We start from the raw sequence: 20,083 nt of genomic DNA, 5'->3' as shown, positions 1-20,083 counted from the left end.
CCCTCCTCAGATTTCTTGCGAGCTTACACAGATGCTTCCTGCGATATAGAACAGGACAGTCATAACCAACGCTCCCAGTACAATTCCAAAGCTGAATGGCTGTACCAGATAGGCGCTCGCAGTCTCGGCGAATTGATAAGTAACCGGACTGAGATCCAAATAATAAGACCAAATGAAAATATGTCTAATAGTAGCCGGGAATAATCCTGCGGTCATTCCGATGAAGCCGCCCAGCATGCCCATGCACAGCGCAAAGGCCTGATTTTTAATGGCAAAAGAAATCCATTGTTGAAGTGCTGTGACAGCGAGAGTCGTCAGTAGGGAACCCCCAATGAACCGGATTAGTAAATCGATAGGAACCGTACCGGGAAAACCATTTATGAGTCCGAACACTATTATGAATAAGGCCTGTACAACGATGCCATACAGGAGCAAACTATTAGTGCATATATACTTCGCCGCGTAGAGATGCCCGCGTCCCACACTGGTAGCAACAAGTATTTTCCAGGTCGATCCCTTATGTTCCATATCACAAATACGTGAGACAACAACAGCCGAAATAATCGGCATAAAAAAGCCATTCATGGAAGAAATACTAAAAAAAACAGATTCCCATACGGCGTGATCCGGATTGCTCGCAATAGACCGGCTAATGGACATAAAGGCCCAAAGCATCTCTACGACAAGAAATAATATAATCATGATCCATATTTTTTTACGACGGATTTTGAAATATTCCAGTCCTAATAACTTGATCACAAGCTACGCTCCTTTCCTGTCAACTCCAGGAAAATATCCTCCAGACTTTTCTTCTGCTCCTCGATCCGAGTGACAGGGATCTTGTGTTCAACAAGGAATCTGTTCATTTCCGCCACTTCCGTATCCTGAAGATTGCCCAACTCAAGCCGGCCGCCACTTTGTGTTGGACTGTATCCTTGAGTGAAAAGCAGCTGCTCCGCTTTGGCATTATCCCCAGTTTTCATAACAATGGCATTTCTATTTTTTTGCCGCAGGCTTGCCATACTTCCCTGGTACAACAGATTCCCTTCGCTGATAATGCCTACTGAGGTAGCGATCTGTTCGATCTCCGAGAGCAGGTGGCTGGAGAGCAATATAGTTATTCCATAGCGCGCGGGTAATGATTTGATGAGCTCCCGAATTTCACCAATTCCTGCGGGATCAAGACCGTTCGTCGGTTCATCGAGGATCAGCAGCTTAGGGAAGGCCAGCAGGGCCATTGCGATTCCCAGCCGTTGCTTCATTCCTAGCGAATATTGTTCAGCTTTTTTATCTTTCTGATTTTCCAGCCGTACAATAGAAAGCGCCTCATGTATGTTTTTAGCTGGCACGTTCCGCAGGCGCTGCATGACCTTCATATTCTCAAGCCCTGTCAAATGTCCGTAGTAGGAGGGAGATTCAATCAGTGACCCGGTACGTTGCAGAATGGATGGTCGATGTTTGCTCAGGCTTTCCCCGAAAATTTTGATAGTCCCTTCAGACGGCTTGATAAGTCCGAGCAGCATTTTTAACGTAGTTGTTTTTCCCGCTCCGTTTGGACCCAGAAACCCATAGATTTCTCCCTCCTGAACATGTAAATCAACTTTATTTACACTGTTAATTGCCCCGTACGTTTTGGATAGATTTTGCGTCTGCACAATAGCTAATGCGCTCATAAGAAAGTCAACTCCATTCAAGTCTTTTTAAATATATCTGCTCTGTTTCAACAGTACTGAATCCACCTTTCATTATTCTTTAGACAACCTTACGTCAATCTTAAATAGGATTAGAAAACACAGATATTTCTCTTTGTTCATGTATAATTAATTCAGGTGGTGCTGCATGGAGAATTTAAATGACAAAAAAATATTAATGGTAGATGATGAACCAGAAATCAGAACTATGATTGAAAGTTTTTTAAGAAAAGAGGGCTTTTTCCGTATTTACACAGCAGCCAACTGCGCTTCAGCTCTGTCGATCTGCCGCAAAAGTAAGCCGGATATCGCGATTCTCGATGTCATGCTGCCCGATGGCGATGGATTCACGCTTCTGTCCTCCATTAGACAGTTCTCGGACATGCCGGTCCTTTTTCTTTCCGCCCGAGGCGAGGATGAAGACCGGTTACTCGGACTGGGTTTGGGGGCAGATGATTACATTGTGAAGCCGTTCCTGCCGCGTGAATTGGTATTGCGGCTAAGAGCGATTCTAAAGCGGATCTACTCCTCTCCCGTGACAGAGCATCTGTCTGTCTTCCAATTAGGGGAACAGACCATTGATCTGGATAGCGCTGTCGTGTATAGGAATCAGAAAGAGCTGCCATTAACGGCAAAAGAACATGCGATTCTTGTGAAGTTGTACGAGAACCAAGGTCGAATCGTCACGAGTGATGCCTTATGCCAAGCCGTTTGGGGAGACGACAGCTACGGATACGAAAATACATTAATGGTCCATATCAGGCGGGTACGCGAAAAAATCGAGCTCGATCCCTCCAAACCGATCCATCTTCTAACCGTCAGAAGACTAGGATATAAGTTGCAGGTGAAGGAGATACGTTAGTGGAGGGAATTATTCGAATATTACGCCGGTTTGTTGCTACGACCATCTTTGTCTCGATATTTTTGCTTATTTTTAACTTCATACTACTAGGCACGCTGGTGTTCAAGGAGATTAACCAGCACTTATCCCCAGAAGACGTGATCAAGCAAGTGGTCCAAGGCTTGGACAAGCAAGACGACAGTTATCGACTCGATAAGCATGCCACTGAGCTTTTACAGCAGAGTCATACCTGGGCCATGCTGCTTGGTGAAGATGGTCATGTACATTGGGATTACCTTTTGCCTAAGGATGTCTCACGATCCTACAATTTAGTCGATGTAGCCAAATTCTCTCGGTATTATCTTAAGGATTACCCGGTGTATACTTCGGAGTATGAGGATGGTCTTATAGTGGTTGGGTATCCCAAGAAAAGCCATTGGAAGTATCAATTGGATTTCCTGCCCGACTGGATAAGTTCGTTGCCCTTGCGTCTTATGCTATTGCTACTTTGTAATTTGGCGCTGGCTGTACTGCTATCTATCATGATTGGCACACGTCTCATCAGAAGGATACGACCACTTGTAGATGGAGTCCACAATCTTGCCAAGGAAAAAGAGGTTCAGTTGGACTCCAAAGGTATATTTGGTGATCTGGCCCAGAGTATTAATTCTGCATCGGCTATGCTTCAGAGCAAGACAACCGCGCTGAAAGCACGGGATGAAGCACGCTCCAACTGGATTGCTGGGATCTCTCATGATATAAGGACGCCCCTCTCGCTCGTGCTCGGCTATGCAAGTGAAATGGAGGATCATCCGGATTTACCGGAGGAGCAGAGGCTTCAGGCCGGGATCATACGGCGTCAAGGCGAGAAACTGCGCTCACTTGTAAGCGACTTGAATCTGGTCTCCATGCTCGAGTATGAAATGCAGCCTTTGCATCTGAAGCACATCCGGCTATCGGTTCTGGTTAGACAGGTAGTCACAGAATTTTTGAACAATGGGTTGGATGACCGGTATGACATTGAATTGAAACTGGCCGATGAAGCGGCTCAGATCAATGGGGACGAGAAATTGCTGCTTCGGGCAATCAGTAATCTTGTCCAGAACAGTGTGCATCATAACTCGCAGGGCTGCAGAATCATACTGGAAGCCTCTCTATCCAAGGACCACTCCCAATATCGCTTAATTGTAAGGGATAACGGACGGGGAATCCCACAGGAGCAATTAGCGGAGATTACTGAATTGCACTTTTCAACAAGGAGAAAGCGGTCTGTACATCAAGGACACGGTCTGGGGCTTCCGATGGTGGCAAGAATTGCAAAGGCACATCACGGCCGCCTCATTCTTGAAAGTGGTGTGGACCAAAGAGGTCTAACAGCGGTCATGGAATTCCCTGCCCAACCACAGAAGGAAAAATTAGGACATAAGAAAATTTGATTACATGTGGTTAAATAGTTATCTCATGAAGAAACTGCGGAGCACTTGTGGTTATTGAATTAAAGCCAGTATCAATTGACAACTGGTACGATTGTACCAAACTAATGTAAAGTAAGAACAAATAATTTGGGCTTTCAGTAAATTACTGAAGCCCATTGTTCAACTAACTACCGGAAAACGAAACGTTAGTAAAACAGAGAGCAAATCGGCGCTGCAACATAATGAACCTGCCGGCAATCAAGACGTGTGGCATTATCATCTCCATGTTTACCCTAGATATGTGAATGATCAACTTTATCTGTCAAAGGGTTATCAGTCCGATCCAGATGATCGCTCATTCTATGCAGATAGGTTGCGTTCTTGGATAAAGGAAAACATTTAAGATGTAGGAGTAGCGAATGATAACCCTGGTAGGAGATGAACCTGAGAAACGCTGGTGCAACTTGATCTCATCGACGAATATCGGCTCATGGTTTTCCCAGTTGTGCTTGGAAACGGAAAACGTCTCTTTGGAGAAGGGATCGATAAGAAATTGCTTAAACTGGCGGAAACAAAGACATTCGGTTCAGGTGTAATTGTTCTGACTTATCTTCAGGCAAGATAAGACTGATCAGGGAATCAACTACGAGTTTGCGGGAAAACCGTCTTTTGGCAATATGAAATGATGCTGACCGATTGAAGACTAATTACCAGTTACTGACTTGAACTGCGTAGGTCATGATAAGAAAAACCGTAAGAGAAGTTTGCCCTTCGAATGGAAAAATTATGTAACTACTTAACTTATGCATGAAAGAAGGTATAGAAAATGTTACGAGAAATTGAAGAGCAATTCACTGAAGAGATCCTTACCGAAGCAATAAAGCGATATGACATTAATAAAGACACTGTTCGTTCATTGGGCGGTTATGAAAGCTTTGTTTATGAATACCAGAAAAATAACGCATTTTTCATATTAAAAATCTCACATACAATTAGAAGATCAAGAAATCATATACAGGGTGAAATTGAATTTTTAAATTTTTTGTCGAATAAAGGACTGGCAGTTTCAAATGCTCTTCCATCGACCAGGGGTAATATGGTTGAAGAAATTGCTGCAGAAAATGGTTCGTTCCTAGCCATTTCATACGAAATGTCTCTTGGAAAAGAAGTGTCGGATGAAGATTGGAATGAATCGCTTTACGAAAAATGGGGCGAATTAATGGGGAAAATCCATCATGCCACAAAGGGTTATGAATGGAGTAATCCGGCGTTTAAACGACAAGCCTGGGACCAAGAAGTTCAATTAAAGGCGGAGAAGTACCTGCGACCTGATGATGTAATGATTTCAATTCTAAAAGAAAGATTAACAAAACTTACTTCTCTGCCCAAGTCCAAAGATACATACGGTTTGATTCATAGTGACTTTAGTCAAAGTAATTTTTATCTGCATAACGGCGACATTTATTTGTTCGATTTCGATGATTGCAGTTATACGTATTTCGTAAACGATATTGGGATTACATTGTGTTATGCACTTTTTTTTCCGTATAAGGAATTTGAAAATAAAACGGAATATTATAGGTTGTTCTTCCGCCATTTTATAAAAGGATATCTAAAGGAAAATACAATCCAAGAAGAAGAAATAGAATATTTACAAGAGTCTATTAAACTTCGTTATGTATTGCAGTATATTTATTTTCATCAAGCAAACGATGTGTCCAATTTGGATGAAGAGTCAATGAATAGGTTAAAAGAGCTTCAACGAGTAGCCGCTTCTGATGAGCCTATGCTGCCGATTGACTTTGTTCAAGAATTTAAAAGCATTTATAATATTATTCATTAACCTGTGAGCATCGTATTTTACTAAAGTAGGGGTAGGGGCTGACTCAACACAGCCGGCTAAGCATATACACTCTTAATAGCCGCGTGGCAGCGGCTATTTCTGTTTCAACGATATAAGTTCTTGTCAACGCAGACGGATGATCGATCACAGTGCCTTCAGTGATAATTAAACCTACGTTATTTTTCGCACGGCGTTAATAATAGTCGGCAACATCTTTGTTTAGGCACTCCGCAGGAAAAAACTTCCAGTCTTAGAAGGCATAACAATACGGTTATAAAGGGTCAAGCTACCGGCTATAAACAGTTTGAACAACGACGCCTCTACAATCAAAATACACCTAGTTGCTGCATGAGGGAAAGGCTATCAGCGACGGACCAGTGTTCAATGATTTTTCCATCGTGAATTCGGACGATCCCTATTTCCTCGAAAGTAAACTTTTTACCACTTGGAGCAATACCCATGAAGTCTCCTTGATGTGTTCCAGTAACTATGAATCTTGCGACCACTTTGTCATCTTCCGCGATCATATCCTCAGCGATTACATGCAGGTCCGGAAACGATTCGCGAAATTGCATAATTGCCTGTTTGAATCCATCGGAACCGGGTCCTTGGCCAGGAAAGGGGGCATGCGCGATAACATTCGAATCAACAAGCTGATCTACGATCTCCGGAGTTCCTTCATTGAATACTCCCTCGTAAAACCGTCGGTAGATTTCTTTATTTACTTGTAGAGACAAGGTTGATCATTCCTTCCTTCGCTATTCAAGTTTGATTACTGAAGTAGTATATACAATAAAAGCTCCACTAGTCAAATTTGATTAGCGGAGCTTTTTAACAAGCTACTTTACGTTTGGAGCTCTGAATCGTTGCATTCCTTCCCACAAATACCTTCCAAGCGTTCCACTAGACCGGATGTCCAATTAGAGGTGGAGAGAAAAAAGGCCATCCACATTCCGAGTAATTCTTGATGATTCGGAGAATCGTTTGCAGGTTGATAGAGTGGAAGCATTGCCTTAAGACCAGCGTGAATTTCATCTGATTGCTGCGCACGAATGCGTAACAAACTTACGGTTTCAGAGCGAGGCAATACCTGCATAAACGCAATGCCGGCACCGAAGAATTCCATATCCATGCTGGTGAGAGCTTTTTTAAGCAATTGAATGAACTCAACTTCCCCTTCTGTTGATAGCTCGTAAAGGGTGCGGGCAGGCCCTTCCTCGCTGTTCTCAACATTAACGTTTCGCAGCATATGCTGCTTTTCAAGCTGCTTGAGCGCATGGTAGACGGATCCGGCCTTTACACTTGTCCAGGTTTCGATTTTCCAGGAGGACAACTCGCGGTGCACACGATATCCGTGTGTTTGCCCCTGCCTCCGAATAACCCCAAGAACCAGTAAACGTACAGTTGACATGATATTCCCCTTATCTTGATTTTCTATAATTTTATTATGCCCTTATCCTTTCGTTGTGTCTAATATCTCTCCAAATTACTGGGGTGCTGGTTCGCCATCATCTATGGGAGGGGTGGGGTTAATCTGACCATAAATAATTTAATTTGGTTGGGTTCTTGTTACTTACAGAAAAAAGCAGATGACTACGTGAGTCTGAATCTGAATATGAGCGGGAGTATGGGAACTGAAATAACTTTAAATTGAACACATAAGTTATTCTGGAGGACATGTTTAGTGGAGAAAAGCGTGTTGTATTTTCTCTTAAAACTACTCTTTACTGTCGGCAGCTACCTGAAGGAAATCACGAAGGGTGGAGCGGACGTGGTCATCGACGCGGTGGGTATGGACGGAAAGATGAGTGATCTGGAGTACGTCCGGGAAGGTCAACGTAGCCGATATCATTACGCATGTCATCCCGCTGAGCGAAGCCAAAAAGGGCTACGAAATCTTCGATACGAAGACGGATAACTGCATCAAGGTTATCTTAAAGCCGTAAAAAGCTTGATTAAACGAGGGAGTGAAGTTCTAGATGAATCCAATGTATGCAATGCATGAAGCCTTGGAGGTCCATGAGATCGCTGCCTTCAAGACGGTCTGCATGATAAAGTCCAAAACGATGCAGGCTCTGGTCACGGAGCCTGAGCTGAAGCTAATTCTTCAGCAGGATGCCGCCATGTCATCCGATCAGTTGGCCGAGCTCGCTGCGATCCTGGCCAAAGGAAAGGAGAGGCTGCAATGAACCCCATACTGGAATATATGACTGGTATGAACAAATTGACAGATGATGTGATCGCTATGGACTTTCTCGTCACTGCCAAGAGCGGCGTCCGTAATTTAGCGATGGCCGTCACGGAGTGCGTCACCCCGGAGATCAAGACTATCCTGGAGCGCCAATTGGAACAGGCGATCGATACGCATGAGAAGATCACTAAAAAATGCGATTGACAAGGGATTATATCATCCCTTCAACGTGCAGGAACAATTCCGCGTCGATCTGCAGCAGATTCAAACGGCGCAGAGCATACCCTTTCCCTCACCGTAAATGGTTATTGTAAAACGATAAAAATATTCATGCTCAATAGCCGCATAGCTGCGGCTTTTTGTATTATAGGCCTTTAGATCATTTGAGAAATGATGCCTGCTTAGGATATGATTAGAAATGAGTCTTTTTGCTCGCGCTCGATTCCGATCATGACATGGAATTCTGCTGGTGGGATATTGCTCCCTATATTCGAGCTAAGCCTGAGAAGTCGATTACAGGGTATGTACGGATTGGAGTGACGGTTTTGAAATATTTAAAAGATATACAGGAGCCGGGAATGGGAACCTGGTATTTTGAAATTGATAACAACGGTATGGCGTACAGACAGATGGTTTATCATAATGACGGCATTTGTATTACATCGAATCGAAAGCATGAGCTCTATCATTTCATGCTGGCGGAACATCCACTAGATTCGCAGGAATCCTATTATCAGGAAATGAGTCAGGCGGAATTCGAGGAACTCTGGCACGAGCAGCTCCAACTTGGTATGAAAGATTGGCATCGAACCCAAAGTAAGTTTCCGATCGGGACTCGAGTGGAAGGGTATATCGAAGCTTTTTTTCCACAAGGTACCTTGATTAACTTACTGGAGTCTCAGGCCGTCGGTATAACGAACACAGCTGTTCTGAAATCTGAAACCCCTGCTGAATGGATGTACCCCCGCCATCGTGTGATCGCGGAAGTAACGGGATACGATGAAGTAAATCAGTGGGTACTTCTTACCCGTGCTGAAGTTAGGGGAAGTCTGTGTGAAAAGGCAGAAATGGATCCATATACCTGAGGCGAACATTTGTTGAAGGAGGGAATGGAAATAGACATGAAGTTAATGGACCGGATCAAGGGTGGAATGTATGGGGTCGCTGTAGGAGACGCTCTTGGCGGAACAACCGAGTTTATGAATGAAGAGGAAATTAAGGCACAGTATGGATATTTGACGGAAATCATCGGCGGCGGGGTATGGAACCTGGAAGCGGGAGAAGTAACCGACGATACGATGATGACGCTTTGCGTAGCTGATGGGTTAATCGAAAATAGTGAGGAGCCTATTGAAGCGATTGGGCGTTATTTTATGGAATGGTATCAATCGCGGCCTAAGGATATCGGAAACATCATTCGTCATGTTTTTGAAAAATATGATGGAGACTGGTTAGAAGCGGCATTTGTCGCTCACATGGACATGGGTCAAAGCGGTGGGAATGGCTCGCTCATGCGGTGCCTGCCGGTGGCGCTGGCTTATAAGGAGCTATCTGATATCGATCGAGTGACGATCATGCAGTCTCGAATGACACATTATGATCCCAGGTGTGCCGAAGTCTGCGTCATGTACAACCGAATCGCTCACCGTCTGCTGCAAGGGGAAGATTTAGGAACATCGATTAGGGCCGAGGTTGCAGGAAGTGAATACGAAGAAAATATAGAAGTGCTGCCGGATTGTCCGCCAAGTGGTTTTATCGTCCATACGTTCCGATGGGTGCTGTATATTTTGCTTCATACGTCAAACTTTGAAGAAGTCGTACAGAAGGCGGCAAATCTGGGTGGTGACTCTGATACGATCGGTGCCATTGCCGGAGGGTTGGCAGGTATTTATTATGGCTATGAAGGTATTCCAGCTCCATATGCAGATACAATTCTCATTAAAGAAAGACTTGACCAAACGATTTCGCAATTATATATCATGAAGACTTCATGATGACGAATAGTTAATAGAGAGGAGCAGATTGCCGATGGGCAGCTGCTCTTTTTTTAGAGTGAAAAAAGGTTAAGAGACCGTAAAACTTGACTACAGATAAATACTCATTGCTGTCTCGTTGAAATGAGCAATCGCCCAGACGGCATACAGGTTGACTCTAAATACGAAAGAAAATGAATAGTAACGCTGCCAGAATGGCAAGCACGCTGCTTGTACTGAAAGCCACGGTTGAGCCAAACGTCTGCCAAAGATACCCTGCAAGAATGCTTGCGGGCAATGCAGCTAATCCGGTTAGGGCGTTATATGTCCCCATTGCCGTTCCCCTTAATCCTTCAGGTACAATATCAGCAATGTAAGCCTTTTGTATGCCCTCGATGAAGGCGTAATAAAACCCATACAAAATAAAAAGGATCCAAATCCCCGTTTGGGAATTCACCATGCCAAATCCAAAATAGATAGCAGCAAAAATAAAAAAACCGGAAATAAGCACCGGCCGACGACCGAGTCGATCAGATAAAATGCCCACAGGCATTGAAAAAAGAGTAGTACATAGGTTAAACGAAAAAAAGGCAAGTGGAATCAATGCAGGGAATATGCCAACATCTTGAGCTCGCAATACTAAAAAAGCATCGGAGAAATTCCCGATCATAAACAGTGATGAGATGATTGTAAACCAGATAAAGCGCCGGTTTAAATCCTTAAAACCAAGTGTGGGCATTTTTGCACGTTTTTCTTTAACTTTATGTGGATTCTCTTTCAAAAATAAGATGATGAGGAGAACTGCTATCACCCCTGGAATGACGGAGAGCCAAAAGACTAGGCGATAATTATTGGTAGACACGGCTAGAATTCCAAAAGCAATTAATGGTCCCAGCGTTGCTCCTAAAGCATCCATAGAACGTCGGAAGCCAAAGGCTCTTCCACGTTCCTCTTTTGTTGTTGAGTCTGCAATCAATGCGTCTCGGGGAGAAGTTCGGATCCCCTTACCAATGCGATCCAAAAAACGAATGATGAGTACTTGTCCCCAAGTACCGCTGAAGGTAAATAGAGGCTTGGTCAAATTGGATAGTCCATAGCCAACTAACATCATCAATTTGTATTTTCCCAGACGATCTATGAGCATACCGGAAAATAGTTTCAAAATACTGGCGGTACTTTCGGCTATGCCTTCAATGATACCTATTGACTGCACTTGAACATGTAGAACCGTCGTCAGATACAGTGGCAGAATGGGAACGATCATATTGCTAGACAAATCGGTAAATAAACTTATAAGTCCGAGCATCACAATGACCGGGTTCATTGCAAAAAGTTTTAGTTTCTTTGGTCTCATTGAATCCATCTCATCACCTTTGTAATCAAGCTTTTCAAGGATATAAATTTATCTTTGTAATGACGCATTCGTTTAAAGCCTTACCAATGCGCACCATATTTATAGCCTCGATTCGTCAGCTATTCCTCATGTATGGCAGAATGTGCTTCACCAACTCTGGCCAGAGGCCCCATGCCAATAAACCGTAGCTTCTGTTACACGCTCTCTTAACGACGTACAAACGATGGCGCGTACGGACGGTAAGGCCAGCGTTCTAATGAATGTGATCAAAACTCTAGGCGCCAATATTTCAGACGTCGCAGACCAGGTCAAAACGCGTGTGGCAGCCCTACCAGCCGTCCAGAGCAGTGATGTCACCATGACACTTACCGGAGACCGCGCCCATGATTTGAATGCCTCCCTGATGGGACTTGTCCGCGAAGGACTTCTTGGCTGCATATTCTCCATGTTGTGCATGCTGTTCTTTTTCCGAAATATTCGTTCAACGCTGCTTATCGCCGTATCGCTTGCTTGCGGCAACGGCGATCCTGAAGGCAATGGGTGTCACGCTCAATATATTGACCGTTTCTGGCTTAATTGTGGCCATGGGCCGGATTGTCGACGACGCGATCGTTATCCTCGATAACATGCACCGAAAAATGCAGGAAAAGAATGATCAGGGTACGCTGCATGCGCTCGCTGCCTCTGTGGTAGAAATGCTTCCAGCCATCTTCGGTTCCACGGCGACAACGGTAGCCGTATACGCTCCTATCACACTGGTCGGCGGCATTATCGGTGCGTCGTATTCGGGCTTCGCCTGGTCTGTCGTCATCGCGCTCGCCGTTTCGTTCCTTGTTGCAATGTTTGTGATCCCGGCATTCGCCTATATGGGCTGGCATAAACCGGGTGGAAAGGCGATAACGATGGAGCCGGCGATGAAGCCGTTCCTAACCGTGTCGTTCAAACACAAGAAAACCGTACTGAGCGTGTCGCTAATCATTTTCATTACTGCAGCGCTTTTTGCTTCGCAGCTGCCGTTCAGCCTGCTGCCCAGCACAGCCAGCGGACAAGTTGCTGTTCAGCTTGAGCTTCCGAAGGGCACACCGTTGTCCGAAGTTGATAAGGCAGTACAAAGTGTGGAAACCGTATTAAAGCAAGAACCTCAGGTCGCTTCCTTTACGTCGACGTTTGGCTCCTCGTTCATGCCGCAGGCAGACGACGTATTCGACCAGGGCGGCGGCTACATCCAGCAGCCGAATATCGCAAACTTGTCGGTTTCGCTCAAAGTTAAGAAGCAGGTGAACAATTATATCACTTCACTGCAGAAAAGATTGGGGAACCAACTGGGTACTGCATCGGTGACGATCATCAACCAGAACATCGCGGGCGATGATTCTACGATCAATATTATGCTTAGCGGTTCAGATGCAAGGACTTTGGATAAAACGGCATCTGCTGTTCGTTCCAACCTTACAGGAATCGACGGTCTGAGCGTTGTTGGTTATACGGATTTGACCAACGGGATTCCTAAGTTTACGATTGCGCTGAATCGGGGAAATGTATTAAAAGCCGGCGTGAGTAGGAATGATATTAACAAAGTACTCGCCCGTTATATGAGCAAAGGGAAAGATTTTGATATCTCGGTATCTAGCGGAACGGGCATCATCCCTGTCGACGTCTATCTCGACCCGGTGAAGAAGGGTCAAACGCAGGTTGATAGTTCACTTCCCGTCTATTCGCCGGGCCAGGTGCTGGCTTCACTCGCAGCCGAAACCGTGAAGGGGAGCGGTGGAATAGTTTACCGGTTGGATCAGCTCGGAACGATCCAAAGAAGTGATACGGTCTCCTCCATTCAAGAACGGGATGGCAAGCCCTATACGGTAATTCAGGCCCGTATTGTTTCCAGCGATATCAGTGGTGTATCGAAGGCGGTAAATAAGACACTTCAGACCACGGATTTTCCGGAAGGTGTCACCTATTCGCTCGGCGGCATTACACAATAGGTGACTCCAATGATCTTTGAGATGACCATTGCCGTTGTCATATCGATTCTTCTTGTGATACTCATTACAAGTTTCGTCTTCCGAGGTTGGCGGGCTCCTGTCGCCGTCCTAATCAGTATTCCGCTCGCACTCTCAGGTGTTGTTCTCGCACTATATGCAGTTCATGGGCAGTGGAACCTCGCCGCGCTGATTGGTGTGCTGATGTTGACAGGTATTGTGGTTACGAACGGTATCGTACTAATCGATAAAATCGAGCGTAACCGCCGCGAAGGCCTGAACTTGCGGGACGCCGTCATGCAAGGCAGTCTTTCCCGGGTACCCCAATTTTTATGACTGCCGCAACAACCGTGTTGACATTGATCCCGCTCACGCTCTCAGTGGATGACGGAACGGTCATCTCAAAGGTGCTGGTGCAGTCGTCATCGGAGGCATGATCACCTCCACGCTAAACAGTTTTGTAGTCATTCCGTTATTGTATGAAACCATGAATCGTAAGAAAAACCGGGAAGCCGACCTCACCGATAAAGGTGCATCAGTATAATCCAACAGATATAGTGGATTGGTCGTCCTGCAATCCACCTGTATTTCGGAAGGTGATCAACGTTGGACATGTTAACGAATTTGCTGGAACATTACGGGTATGGTCTCATCTTTTTGTTCCTATGCCTTGAAATGCTGGCATTGCCGCTTCCGGGGGAGATGTTGATGAGCTACATCGGCCTCTCCGTATATGAACAAAAGCTGAGCTGGCTCATCAGTATATTGTCTGCCGGTTCAGGCGTCTTGACCGGAGTAACGCTCTCTTATTGGATCGGTTACCGTTTGGGAAGGCCGTTCGTTGCGCGATATGGTAAACGCGTCCATCTTACGGAAGAACGCATTGATAAGATGACCCTCTGGTTTGAGAAATATGGGGATAAGCTGCTTTTCGTAGCTTATTTCATTCCTGGAGTTCGGCATATTACGGGGTATTTTTGTGGCGTTACGCGCATGCCATTCAAGCGTTATGTACTTTACGCTTATACAGGCGCAATCTTTTGGGTGAGCTTGTTCATCTCTTTGGGCAAAGTACTTGGTCCGAAATGGGAGCTGTATCATTCAACAGCTAATCGGTACATGATCATCTTTGGTATCGCATCGGCACTGCTGACCGTCGTAATCTATGTGTATCGCAAGTACAAACGTCAGGTCGTCGAAGCACTCATGCAGCTCCTCATACAGGGTGGCCGCCGCTTTAACTCGTTTGGTAAAGTTCGGTTTCTTTTGCTCGCTTCGTTTGCCTTTTTCGTTTTGTTTTTTTCGCTGATGCTCGGTTTAATCCAGGACTTTCTGGCTCAGGAATTTGGCCAGTTCGATGAGTTCGTCTCCTATCTGGTTGCAGCCACATTCGGTACAGAATGGAATGAATGGATGCATACCTTTGCGAAGTTCGGCACCCTTTATTTCTATGGTCCCTTGCTTGGTTTAACAGCGCTTTGGATCGTAGTGCGCAGCAAAGAGCGTAGGTTAGACCTAGTCTTTCTTGTATGGGTAGTTATTGGAGGGGAGCTGCTTGACGACATTTTGCGCATGGTTTTCCATCGTCCAGGGCCTGTTATGGCCGGCTTCCAGTTTATGAATACCTTCCCGAGCGAGGAAACGTTAATTTCACTAACGGTATGCAGCTTTTCGGCTTTTCTGCTGCTGAGATATTATAGCTTTCATTATTTCCGTATGCCCATCATTTTGTGCGTCATTCTGATTTGCCTTGGAGTAGGTATCAGCCGAATTTACTTCAATGTACAATATCCAAGCGATGTCTTTGCAGGATATGTATTCGGCGGTGTATGGGTCAGTCTTAATGTAATGCTTTTAGAGATTCTCCGAAAATTGCGAACCGTTAGGGGATGAATACATCATGAAAAGGAGGTAGAAGTTATGGCTATTCTGCATAATTTTCCGCTTATTGCCGCTCTCTGCGCAATTGTAGCTGCTCAATTTATTAAGGTACCGATATACCTCATTACACACCGGACATGGAATGTCCGGCTTGGATTCAGTACAGGCGGGATGCCGAGCTCACATTCCGCAGCGGTGACTTCACTAGCAACCGCAATCGGAATGAGGAATGGTTTTAATTCCAGCGGATTTGCCATTGCGGCGATCGTGAGTGCGATCACCATGTTTGACGCTGCGGGTATTCGACGGCATGCCGGTATGCATGCTTCGATTCTGAACCAATGGGCCAAATCCTTTCCGGGTATTTCGCAAGAAGGAAACTTATGGAGGAGTGAACTGAAGGAACTCCTTGGTCACAGGCCAAGCGAGGTTTTTGTGGGGGCCTTATTTGGGATCTTCGTCAGCCTTCTGCTTCATTACACCTCGTTACTTTCATAAAGAATGCGGGACGCTCAATGAGTAATAATTAATGGGATGTGGCGCGAGGCGTGCTTGAGGCGTGCTGGGCGATTGAAGACGGAGGTGCGGATTGGTACAGAGGCATACAATTAACGGAACGCTTTGCCAATTGCCTGCATTGAGATCTATCCATGGCAAGCGCCTTTGGGCGATTTGAAGATAGTAAAATAGATAGGGTGAAACAAGTTAAGGACCTTCTTCAGTCGTAAGAACTATATCGTCGTGAAGAGGTGGAGCAAACTTCTCAGAATCTGGACCATTGAATTTGGCAATCAAGTACAGAAAAAGGACAAGGGGAACCCGCCTTGTCCTTTCTTCATAGATGAGGATAAACGCGTGGTGAGTATGCGGTTCGAGCCAGGTTTACAAATCTACTCTCCAGTTACCCATCATTTTGGCTACTTCCGGATCGCGGTACGATAAGAAAAGACTTTCCCCCGTATCGAGAGTGGAAATTTGTTCGATATCGTCTGCACTCAACTCAAAATCGAAAATGTTGAAGTTTTCAACGATTCGCTCTTTGCGTACCGATTTTGGAATAACAACGACTTCACGTTGAACAAGCCAGCGAAGCACGACCTGGGCTACGGATTTGCTGTGTTTTGCTGCGATTGAGGCCAGCACTTCATTCCCGAACAAGTTGCCCAGTCCTTCAGCAAACGGGGCCCACGACTGGTGCTGTACTCCCTGGTCCTTCATAAAAGCGGCGCTCTCAATTTGGTGGTAGAACGGGTGCGTTTCGACCTGGTTGATCGCGGGCAAGATTTCATTATGCATGATGAGATCCATCAGACGGTCGGGCAGGAAATTGCTGACACCGATCGCCTTGATCTTGCCTTCGCGGTACAGGTCTTCCATCGCACGCCAAGCGCCGTAGTAATCGCCGAACGGCTGGTGAATTAGGTATAGATCGAGATAGTCGAGCTGTAGCTTCTTCAAGGATTTGGCAAACGCCAGCTTGGCACTCTCGTAACCGGCATCCTGAACCCAAAGCTTGGTCGTGATGAAGAGCTCCTCACGCGGCACGCCGCTGCGCTTGATTGCGCGTCCGACCGCTTCCTCGTTCAGGTAACCGGCGGCGGTGTCGATCAGGCGGTAGCCGGCCATCAGCGCTTCATATACCGCGTTCTCACATTCGTCAGCATTCGGAACCTGGTAGACACCAAAGCCGATGATCGGCATTTTGACACCATTGTTTAATGTTACGGTTTGCATTGTAATTCCTCCTAATATTCAAATGTAATATAGCAAACGGCACGTATCCCTGAATCGGGCACTGCAGCGGGGTTCCATCTACGGCTCAGTTGCATTACAATAAGCCTACGACCTTCGTGTTACACGAAGTCAAGGCATCTTCTAAATAAATTTCCAAGGAGGTTTTCACATGCATACGGTCAAAGAGGCCGCCCTAATAACAGGACTCACCGAGCATGCTGTACGCTTTTACACAGATAAAGGCCTGGTGCCAAGTATACAGCGCAATCAAAATAATATTCGGATGTTCGATGAAGAATCGATCAACTGGCTGCATGGCATCAAATGCCTCAAGCAATCCGGAATGCCGATTGAAACCATTAAATTATACATTGATTTCTGTCTCGAAGGAGATTCGACCATTCCGCAACGCTCCTCACTCATGATGGAGCATAAAGAAGTAGCGCTCGCTAAGCTCGAAGAAGCCAAACAGCACGTGGCCCATTTGGAAGAAAAAACCGCCCTATATCAAGCCATTCTGGAGCACCGCTCTCCAGACACGACCAATCCTGGCAATTGGGACAAAATTCAGCACATGCATAGTGACGTATTTTACTCGTCCAATGTTCAAAAGGCGTGAGAGATCGACGTGAGAAAAAATCGCTCTGAAGAAAATACGAAAGCTTAATAAAACGAGTAGCTCTCCTGCAATTTACATTTATTGGTCATTCAGGGGAGGGGAATGGCAGCAGCTAATCATAAATGATTAGCTGCTTTTTAACTGCCGAAAGGAAGAGACTCTTGAGGAAAACGGGAATCCCGTGAATCGATTCGTCAAATCATATACGGACATGGATGCTTTGTTGAAATATGCGAAGCAGTTCATAGGCGTTTTAGTATATATAAACTTTCATCCCGCATTTACATATATCGTTTATCCGTGGTTGATAAGAATTATCACCCCAGATGCGCTTGCCTGATAATGAAACGTTGTTCGGTCACCAGAAATATAAGGCAATGGGTTATTTCGTGAAGTAATGGAAAATAGTTTTAAGCATCTAAATATATCTAATCTACCAAGCTATGCGGCTGATTGATCGTGAAGGCGGCCTTGTTAATGTAGATGCACTTGTCCGGCTTGGTCGAGATATGATGGGATCATCCGGGAATGGTAGCATATTACACGCGAAATCGGTGCCGATATTGTCTGCCTGTTTTTTAATGTTATCGGAAAACTAGATGTTAATTCTAAGACGTAATTCCTCCATCATAACCTCAGCTTGCTGTGGATCTTCGTTCAACAGCTTCCTGTACGTCAGCATCCAATTCAGCGTTACAAGCATATGATCGTATTCATCCTTCTTACGCTCGATCTCATTAATCTTCTGAAGAATCCATTCTATTACTTCTTGGTTCGTGCGTGCGTTCGTATCGTGATCCTGCAAAATCGTCTTCAGTTCAGCTAACGAGCAGCCGATGCCTTGAAATTTCTTAATCAGCTTTAACCGCCCAATGGCTTCGTCTGAGTAGTTGCGATAATTATTTTTCTCTCGCTGAATATGCCTGCTGTCAAGCAAGCCTTCCATCTCATAAAAACGAATGGTGTGGGGTGTTAGACCCATTAAGTCTGCTAATTCTTGAATTTTCATATGAAATCATACCTCCAAACGCTTGCCTTAGAGTTTACTTCATAGTTTAGACTGAAGTCATATCTTCGTCAAATGCTTAAGGAGGCTTAAAACAATTATGCGAATATTCGTTACAGATGCAGCAGGTTATATGGGTACAACTGTTGTCCGCGAACTCATCGGTGCTGGCCATCAGGTAGTTGGTCTGACCCGTTCAGAAAGTGGTGTTCAAGTATTAAAAAGCTTGGGAGCAGAGGTGGATCGCGGCGTTTTAGAGGATCTGGATTTACTGCGCAGCTGTGCAGCCACTTCAGACAGTGTTATTCAGCGAGATTGCCGGCGTCATCGGTCGTCACTTGGATGTACCGGTAGTCAGCATCCCGCATGAAGAGGCACAAGCGGTCTTCGGTTTTCTATGCATGGTTGCGTCGCATGACTTAGCAAGACCAAGCGAAGGGACGAAGGAGCTGCTCGGCTGGAAGCCTGTCCAACTTGGTCTTCTCGCAGATCTGGAGCAAGGACATTATTTCACAAAATAGTGTTAGCCATTACTGATCTAGGACATCGAGCGGTCACCTATTGGAGCATGATATATATTGAGATTGTCAATAAAGAAAAGGAAGTGAAAGAGTATGAATACGTTTGTAATTACAGGGGGGAATAGCGGTGTTGGCCTGCAGTCTGCTCACAAACTTATTGAGGCGGGCAATCGCGTGATTATTTTGGGGCGCGATAAACAAAAAGGTGAGAGTGCATTGGCATCTTTTGGAACAGCGCGTAATCGAGCAATATTTCTCTCGGTGGATCTCGCGACTCACGATGGAGTCAAAGAAGCGGCACGACAGATCAATGAAATAACCGACAAAATCGACGGACTGTTACACTCGGCGGGCATTTTTGATCCAAGGGACATCAGAACAAAAGACGATCTCCCGCTCTTTTTTGCGTTGGCTTACTTAAGCCGTTACCACTTAACTCAACTCCTGCTGCCAAAACTTCTTAAGGCAGACCATCCTCGGGTAATTATGATGGTGGGTACAGTTAAAAAGGTTCCCAAATTCGACATCAAGAAGTTCCAATCCTTTGAAAATTTTAATTTCTGGACGATGACGCTACCGATCGTTGGCGCGTGTATGCATTATGCAGACTATCTTACCAAGACGCATCCTAAGATTTTCACAGGATGTACAACCCCAGGGGTTGCGCGAACGGATATCTTTAAAAATGCGCCATGGTATTTCAGAGCCGGCGTCGCAGTGACACGACCTTTTCTCAACTCAGCCGAATTGGCGGCCCGCAACCCTGTTCAGGCACTCTTGAAGGGCGAAGGAACATCGGCATACATGTGGAACAAGGCCGGTAATTTCCAACGTAAATTTGCGATCGAAGTTAATAAAGAGGATCAAAAGGCTCTTATTGATTTGTCGCATAAACTCACGGGTGCATGATTGCTTCAATCGGGAAAAGAATATGTTGAGAGAATGAAAGAAGTAATATTACAGAAAAAAAGTATTGTAGACGTGGTAATGGTCGATAAATTGGTTTCTGAGATCTACACGGTATGCCGTACTTTT

Annotated in this window: 20 protein-coding genes and 3 pseudogenes; 16 read left to right on the top strand and 7 right to left on the bottom strand. The window is 45.2% G+C overall.

All coding sequences use genetic code 11. The features are described 5' to 3' along the window. Positions 1-6: 6 nt before the first annotated feature. On the bottom strand, positions 7-759 hold the full coding sequence (locus KJS65_RS06895) for an ABC transporter permease (RefSeq protein ID WP_213649146.1): 753 nt from the start codon (positions 757-759) through the stop codon (positions 7-9). Continuing rightward, positions 756-1,673 (bottom strand): ABC transporter ATP-binding protein, encoded by a 918-nt coding sequence (locus tag KJS65_RS06890; RefSeq protein ID WP_213649145.1) that lies wholly within the window; start codon positions 1,671-1,673, stop codon positions 756-758. Before KJS65_RS06890 ends, KJS65_RS06895 begins: the two co-directional genes overlap by 4 nt. A 166-nt stretch (positions 1,674-1,839) precedes the next feature. Here KJS65_RS06890 and KJS65_RS06885 point away from each other — a divergent pair, with 166 nt between their 5' ends. From KJS65_RS06885 to KJS65_RS06870, 4 genes are all read left to right on the top strand, one after another. Further along, positions 1,840-2,553 (top strand): response regulator transcription factor, encoded by a 714-nt coding sequence (locus KJS65_RS06885; RefSeq protein ID WP_213649144.1) that lies wholly within the window; start codon positions 1,840-1,842, stop codon positions 2,551-2,553. Beyond that, positions 2,553-3,968, top strand: a complete 1,416-nt coding sequence (locus tag KJS65_RS06880) for a sensor histidine kinase (RefSeq protein WP_213649143.1) — start codon at positions 2,553-2,555, stop codon at positions 3,966-3,968. The genes KJS65_RS06885 and KJS65_RS06880 overlap by 1 nt, the downstream gene beginning before the upstream one ends. Before the next feature lie 436 nt (positions 3,969-4,404). Further along, positions 4,405-4,572, top strand: a complete 168-nt coding sequence (locus KJS65_RS06875; RefSeq protein WP_280531308.1) for a dihydrofolate reductase family protein — start codon at positions 4,405-4,407, stop codon at positions 4,570-4,572. Positions 4,573-4,773: 201 nt separating this feature from the next. After that, entirely contained in the window at positions 4,774-5,790 is a 1,017-nt protein-coding gene (locus KJS65_RS06870) for a phosphotransferase enzyme family protein (RefSeq protein ID WP_213649142.1), read from the top strand. A 326-nt stretch (positions 5,791-6,116) separates the two neighbouring features. Here the strand turns inward: KJS65_RS06870 and KJS65_RS06865 are convergent, their stop codons facing one another. Continuing rightward, complete coding sequence (locus tag KJS65_RS06865) at positions 6,117-6,527, bottom strand: ester cyclase (RefSeq protein WP_213649141.1); 411 nt, start codon at positions 6,525-6,527, stop codon at positions 6,117-6,119. A gap of 107 nt (positions 6,528-6,634) precedes the next feature. Then, complete coding sequence (locus tag KJS65_RS06860; protein ID WP_213649140.1) at positions 6,635-7,201, bottom strand: PadR family transcriptional regulator; 567 nt, start codon at positions 7,199-7,201, stop codon at positions 6,635-6,637. A gap of 321 nt (positions 7,202-7,522) precedes the next feature. Between KJS65_RS06860 and KJS65_RS06855 the strand changes: the two are divergent. From KJS65_RS06855 to KJS65_RS06835, 5 genes and pseudogenes are all read left to right on the top strand, one after another. Beyond that, positions 7,523-7,736, top strand: a pseudogene (locus KJS65_RS06855) (hypothetical protein); the annotation flags it as partial. Positions 7,737-7,769: 33 nt separating this feature from the next. Then, positions 7,770-7,979, top strand: a complete 210-nt coding sequence (locus tag KJS65_RS06850; RefSeq protein WP_213649139.1) for a hypothetical protein — start codon at positions 7,770-7,772, stop codon at positions 7,977-7,979. Next, a pseudogene (locus KJS65_RS06845) lies at positions 7,976-8,282 on the top strand (spore coat protein). Before KJS65_RS06850 ends, KJS65_RS06845 begins: the two are co-directional and overlap by 4 nt. Before the next feature lie 244 nt (positions 8,283-8,526). Further along, positions 8,527-9,066, top strand: a complete 540-nt coding sequence (locus tag KJS65_RS06840) for a hypothetical protein (protein ID WP_213649138.1) — start codon at positions 8,527-8,529, stop codon at positions 9,064-9,066. 24 nt (positions 9,067-9,090) lie between these two features. After that, the gene (locus KJS65_RS06835) at positions 9,091-9,975 is read left to right on the top strand and encodes an ADP-ribosylglycohydrolase family protein (protein ID WP_244864421.1); all 885 of its coding nucleotides are present in this window, start codon (positions 9,091-9,093) and stop codon (positions 9,973-9,975) included. Between the two features lie 157 nt (positions 9,976-10,132). Here the strand turns inward: KJS65_RS06835 and KJS65_RS06830 are convergent, their stop codons facing one another. Then, positions 10,133-11,308 carry an MFS transporter gene (locus tag KJS65_RS06830; RefSeq protein ID WP_244864420.1) on the bottom strand — a complete coding sequence of 392 codons (1,176 nt, stop codon included), beginning with the start codon at positions 11,306-11,308 and terminating at the stop codon, positions 10,133-10,135. 223 nt (positions 11,309-11,531) lie between these two features. Between KJS65_RS06830 and KJS65_RS06820 the strand changes: the two are divergent. From KJS65_RS06820 to KJS65_RS06805, 3 genes and pseudogenes are all read left to right on the top strand, one after another. Next, positions 11,532-13,623, top strand: a pseudogene (locus KJS65_RS06820) (efflux RND transporter permease subunit). 276 nt (positions 13,624-13,899) lie between these two features. Further along, entirely contained in the window at positions 13,900-15,180 is a 1,281-nt protein-coding gene (locus KJS65_RS06810; protein WP_244864419.1) for a VTT domain-containing protein, read from the top strand. Positions 15,181-15,207: 27 nt separating this feature from the next. Then, on the top strand, positions 15,208-15,666 hold the full coding sequence (locus KJS65_RS06805) for a divergent PAP2 family protein (protein WP_213649133.1): 459 nt from the start codon (positions 15,208-15,210) through the stop codon (positions 15,664-15,666). A 384-nt stretch (positions 15,667-16,050) separates the two neighbouring features. Here KJS65_RS06805 and KJS65_RS06800 read toward each other — a convergent pair whose 3' ends face one another. Further along, positions 16,051-16,902 (bottom strand): aldo/keto reductase, encoded by an 852-nt coding sequence (locus tag KJS65_RS06800; RefSeq protein ID WP_213649132.1) that lies wholly within the window; start codon positions 16,900-16,902, stop codon positions 16,051-16,053. A gap of 169 nt (positions 16,903-17,071) precedes the next feature. On the opposite strand from KJS65_RS06800, the gene KJS65_RS06795 reads away from it, so the two are divergent. Continuing rightward, a complete protein-coding gene (locus tag KJS65_RS06795) occupies positions 17,072-17,521 on the top strand; it encodes a MerR family transcriptional regulator (RefSeq protein ID WP_213649131.1) in 450 nt (149 codons plus the stop codon). Between the two features lie 595 nt (positions 17,522-18,116). On the opposite strand, the gene KJS65_RS06790 is transcribed toward KJS65_RS06795, so the two are convergent. Further along, positions 18,117-18,530, bottom strand: a complete 414-nt coding sequence (locus tag KJS65_RS06790) for a MerR family transcriptional regulator (RefSeq protein WP_213649130.1) — start codon at positions 18,528-18,530, stop codon at positions 18,117-18,119. A 97-nt stretch (positions 18,531-18,627) separates the two neighbouring features. Here KJS65_RS06790 and KJS65_RS29745 point away from each other — a divergent pair, with 97 nt between their 5' ends. From KJS65_RS29745 to KJS65_RS06780, 3 genes are all read left to right on the top strand, one after another. Continuing rightward, positions 18,628-18,897, top strand: a complete 270-nt coding sequence (locus KJS65_RS29745; RefSeq protein ID WP_306432959.1) for an NmrA family NAD(P)-binding protein — start codon at positions 18,628-18,630, stop codon at positions 18,895-18,897. Further along, positions 18,809-19,048, top strand: a complete 240-nt coding sequence (locus KJS65_RS29740; RefSeq protein ID WP_244864417.1) for a Rossmann-fold NAD(P)-binding domain-containing protein — start codon at positions 18,809-18,811, stop codon at positions 19,046-19,048. Before KJS65_RS29745 ends, KJS65_RS29740 begins: the two co-directional genes overlap by 89 nt. Positions 19,049-19,141: 93 nt before the next feature. Beyond that, entirely contained in the window at positions 19,142-19,957 is an 816-nt protein-coding gene (locus KJS65_RS06780) for an SDR family NAD(P)-dependent oxidoreductase (RefSeq protein WP_213649129.1), read from the top strand. Positions 19,958-20,083 lie beyond the last annotated feature (126 nt).

Origin of the sequence: Paenibacillus sp. J23TS9 (assembly GCF_018403225.1) — a bacterium.
Classification (GTDB): Bacteria; Bacillota; Bacilli; order Paenibacillales; family Paenibacillaceae; genus Paenibacillus_AQ.
This window is presented reverse-complemented; position numbering and strand designations above follow the sequence as displayed.

Coding starts and splice junctions, on each gene's coding strand:
- KJS65_RS06885 (WP_213649144.1), top strand. CDS start 1,840: ATGGAGAATTTAAATGACAAAAAAATATTAATGGTAGATGATGAACCA.
- KJS65_RS06810 (WP_244864419.1), top strand. CDS start 13,900: ATGTTAACGAATTTGCTGGAACATTACGGGTATGGTCTCATCTTTTTG.
- KJS65_RS06805 (WP_213649133.1), top strand. CDS start 15,208: ATGGCTATTCTGCATAATTTTCCGCTTATTGCCGCTCTCTGCGCAATT.
- KJS65_RS06795 (WP_213649131.1), top strand. CDS start 17,072: ATGCATACGGTCAAAGAGGCCGCCCTAATAACAGGACTCACCGAGCAT.
- KJS65_RS29745 (WP_306432959.1), top strand. CDS start 18,628: ATGCGAATATTCGTTACAGATGCAGCAGGTTATATGGGTACAACTGTT.
- KJS65_RS06790 (WP_213649130.1), bottom strand. CDS start 18,530: ATGAAAATTCAAGAATTAGCAGACTTAATGGGTCTAACACCCCACACC.
- KJS65_RS06890 (WP_213649145.1), bottom strand. CDS start 1,673: ATGAGCGCATTAGCTATTGTGCAGACGCAAAATCTATCCAAAACGTAC.
- KJS65_RS06830 (WP_244864420.1), bottom strand. CDS start 11,308: ATGAGACCAAAGAAACTAAAACTTTTTGCAATGAACCCGGTCATTGTG.
- KJS65_RS06870 (WP_213649142.1), top strand. CDS start 4,774: ATGTTACGAGAAATTGAAGAGCAATTCACTGAAGAGATCCTTACCGAA.
- KJS65_RS06800 (WP_213649132.1), bottom strand. CDS start 16,902: ATGCAAACCGTAACATTAAACAATGGTGTCAAAATGCCGATCATCGGC.
- KJS65_RS06850 (WP_213649139.1), top strand. CDS start 7,770: ATGAATCCAATGTATGCAATGCATGAAGCCTTGGAGGTCCATGAGATC.
- KJS65_RS06780 (WP_213649129.1), top strand. CDS start 19,142: ATGAATACGTTTGTAATTACAGGGGGGAATAGCGGTGTTGGCCTGCAG.
- KJS65_RS06835 (WP_244864421.1), top strand. CDS start 9,091: ATGGAAATAGACATGAAGTTAATGGACCGGATCAAGGGTGGAATGTAT.
- KJS65_RS06860 (WP_213649140.1), bottom strand. CDS start 7,201: ATGTCAACTGTACGTTTACTGGTTCTTGGGGTTATTCGGAGGCAGGGG.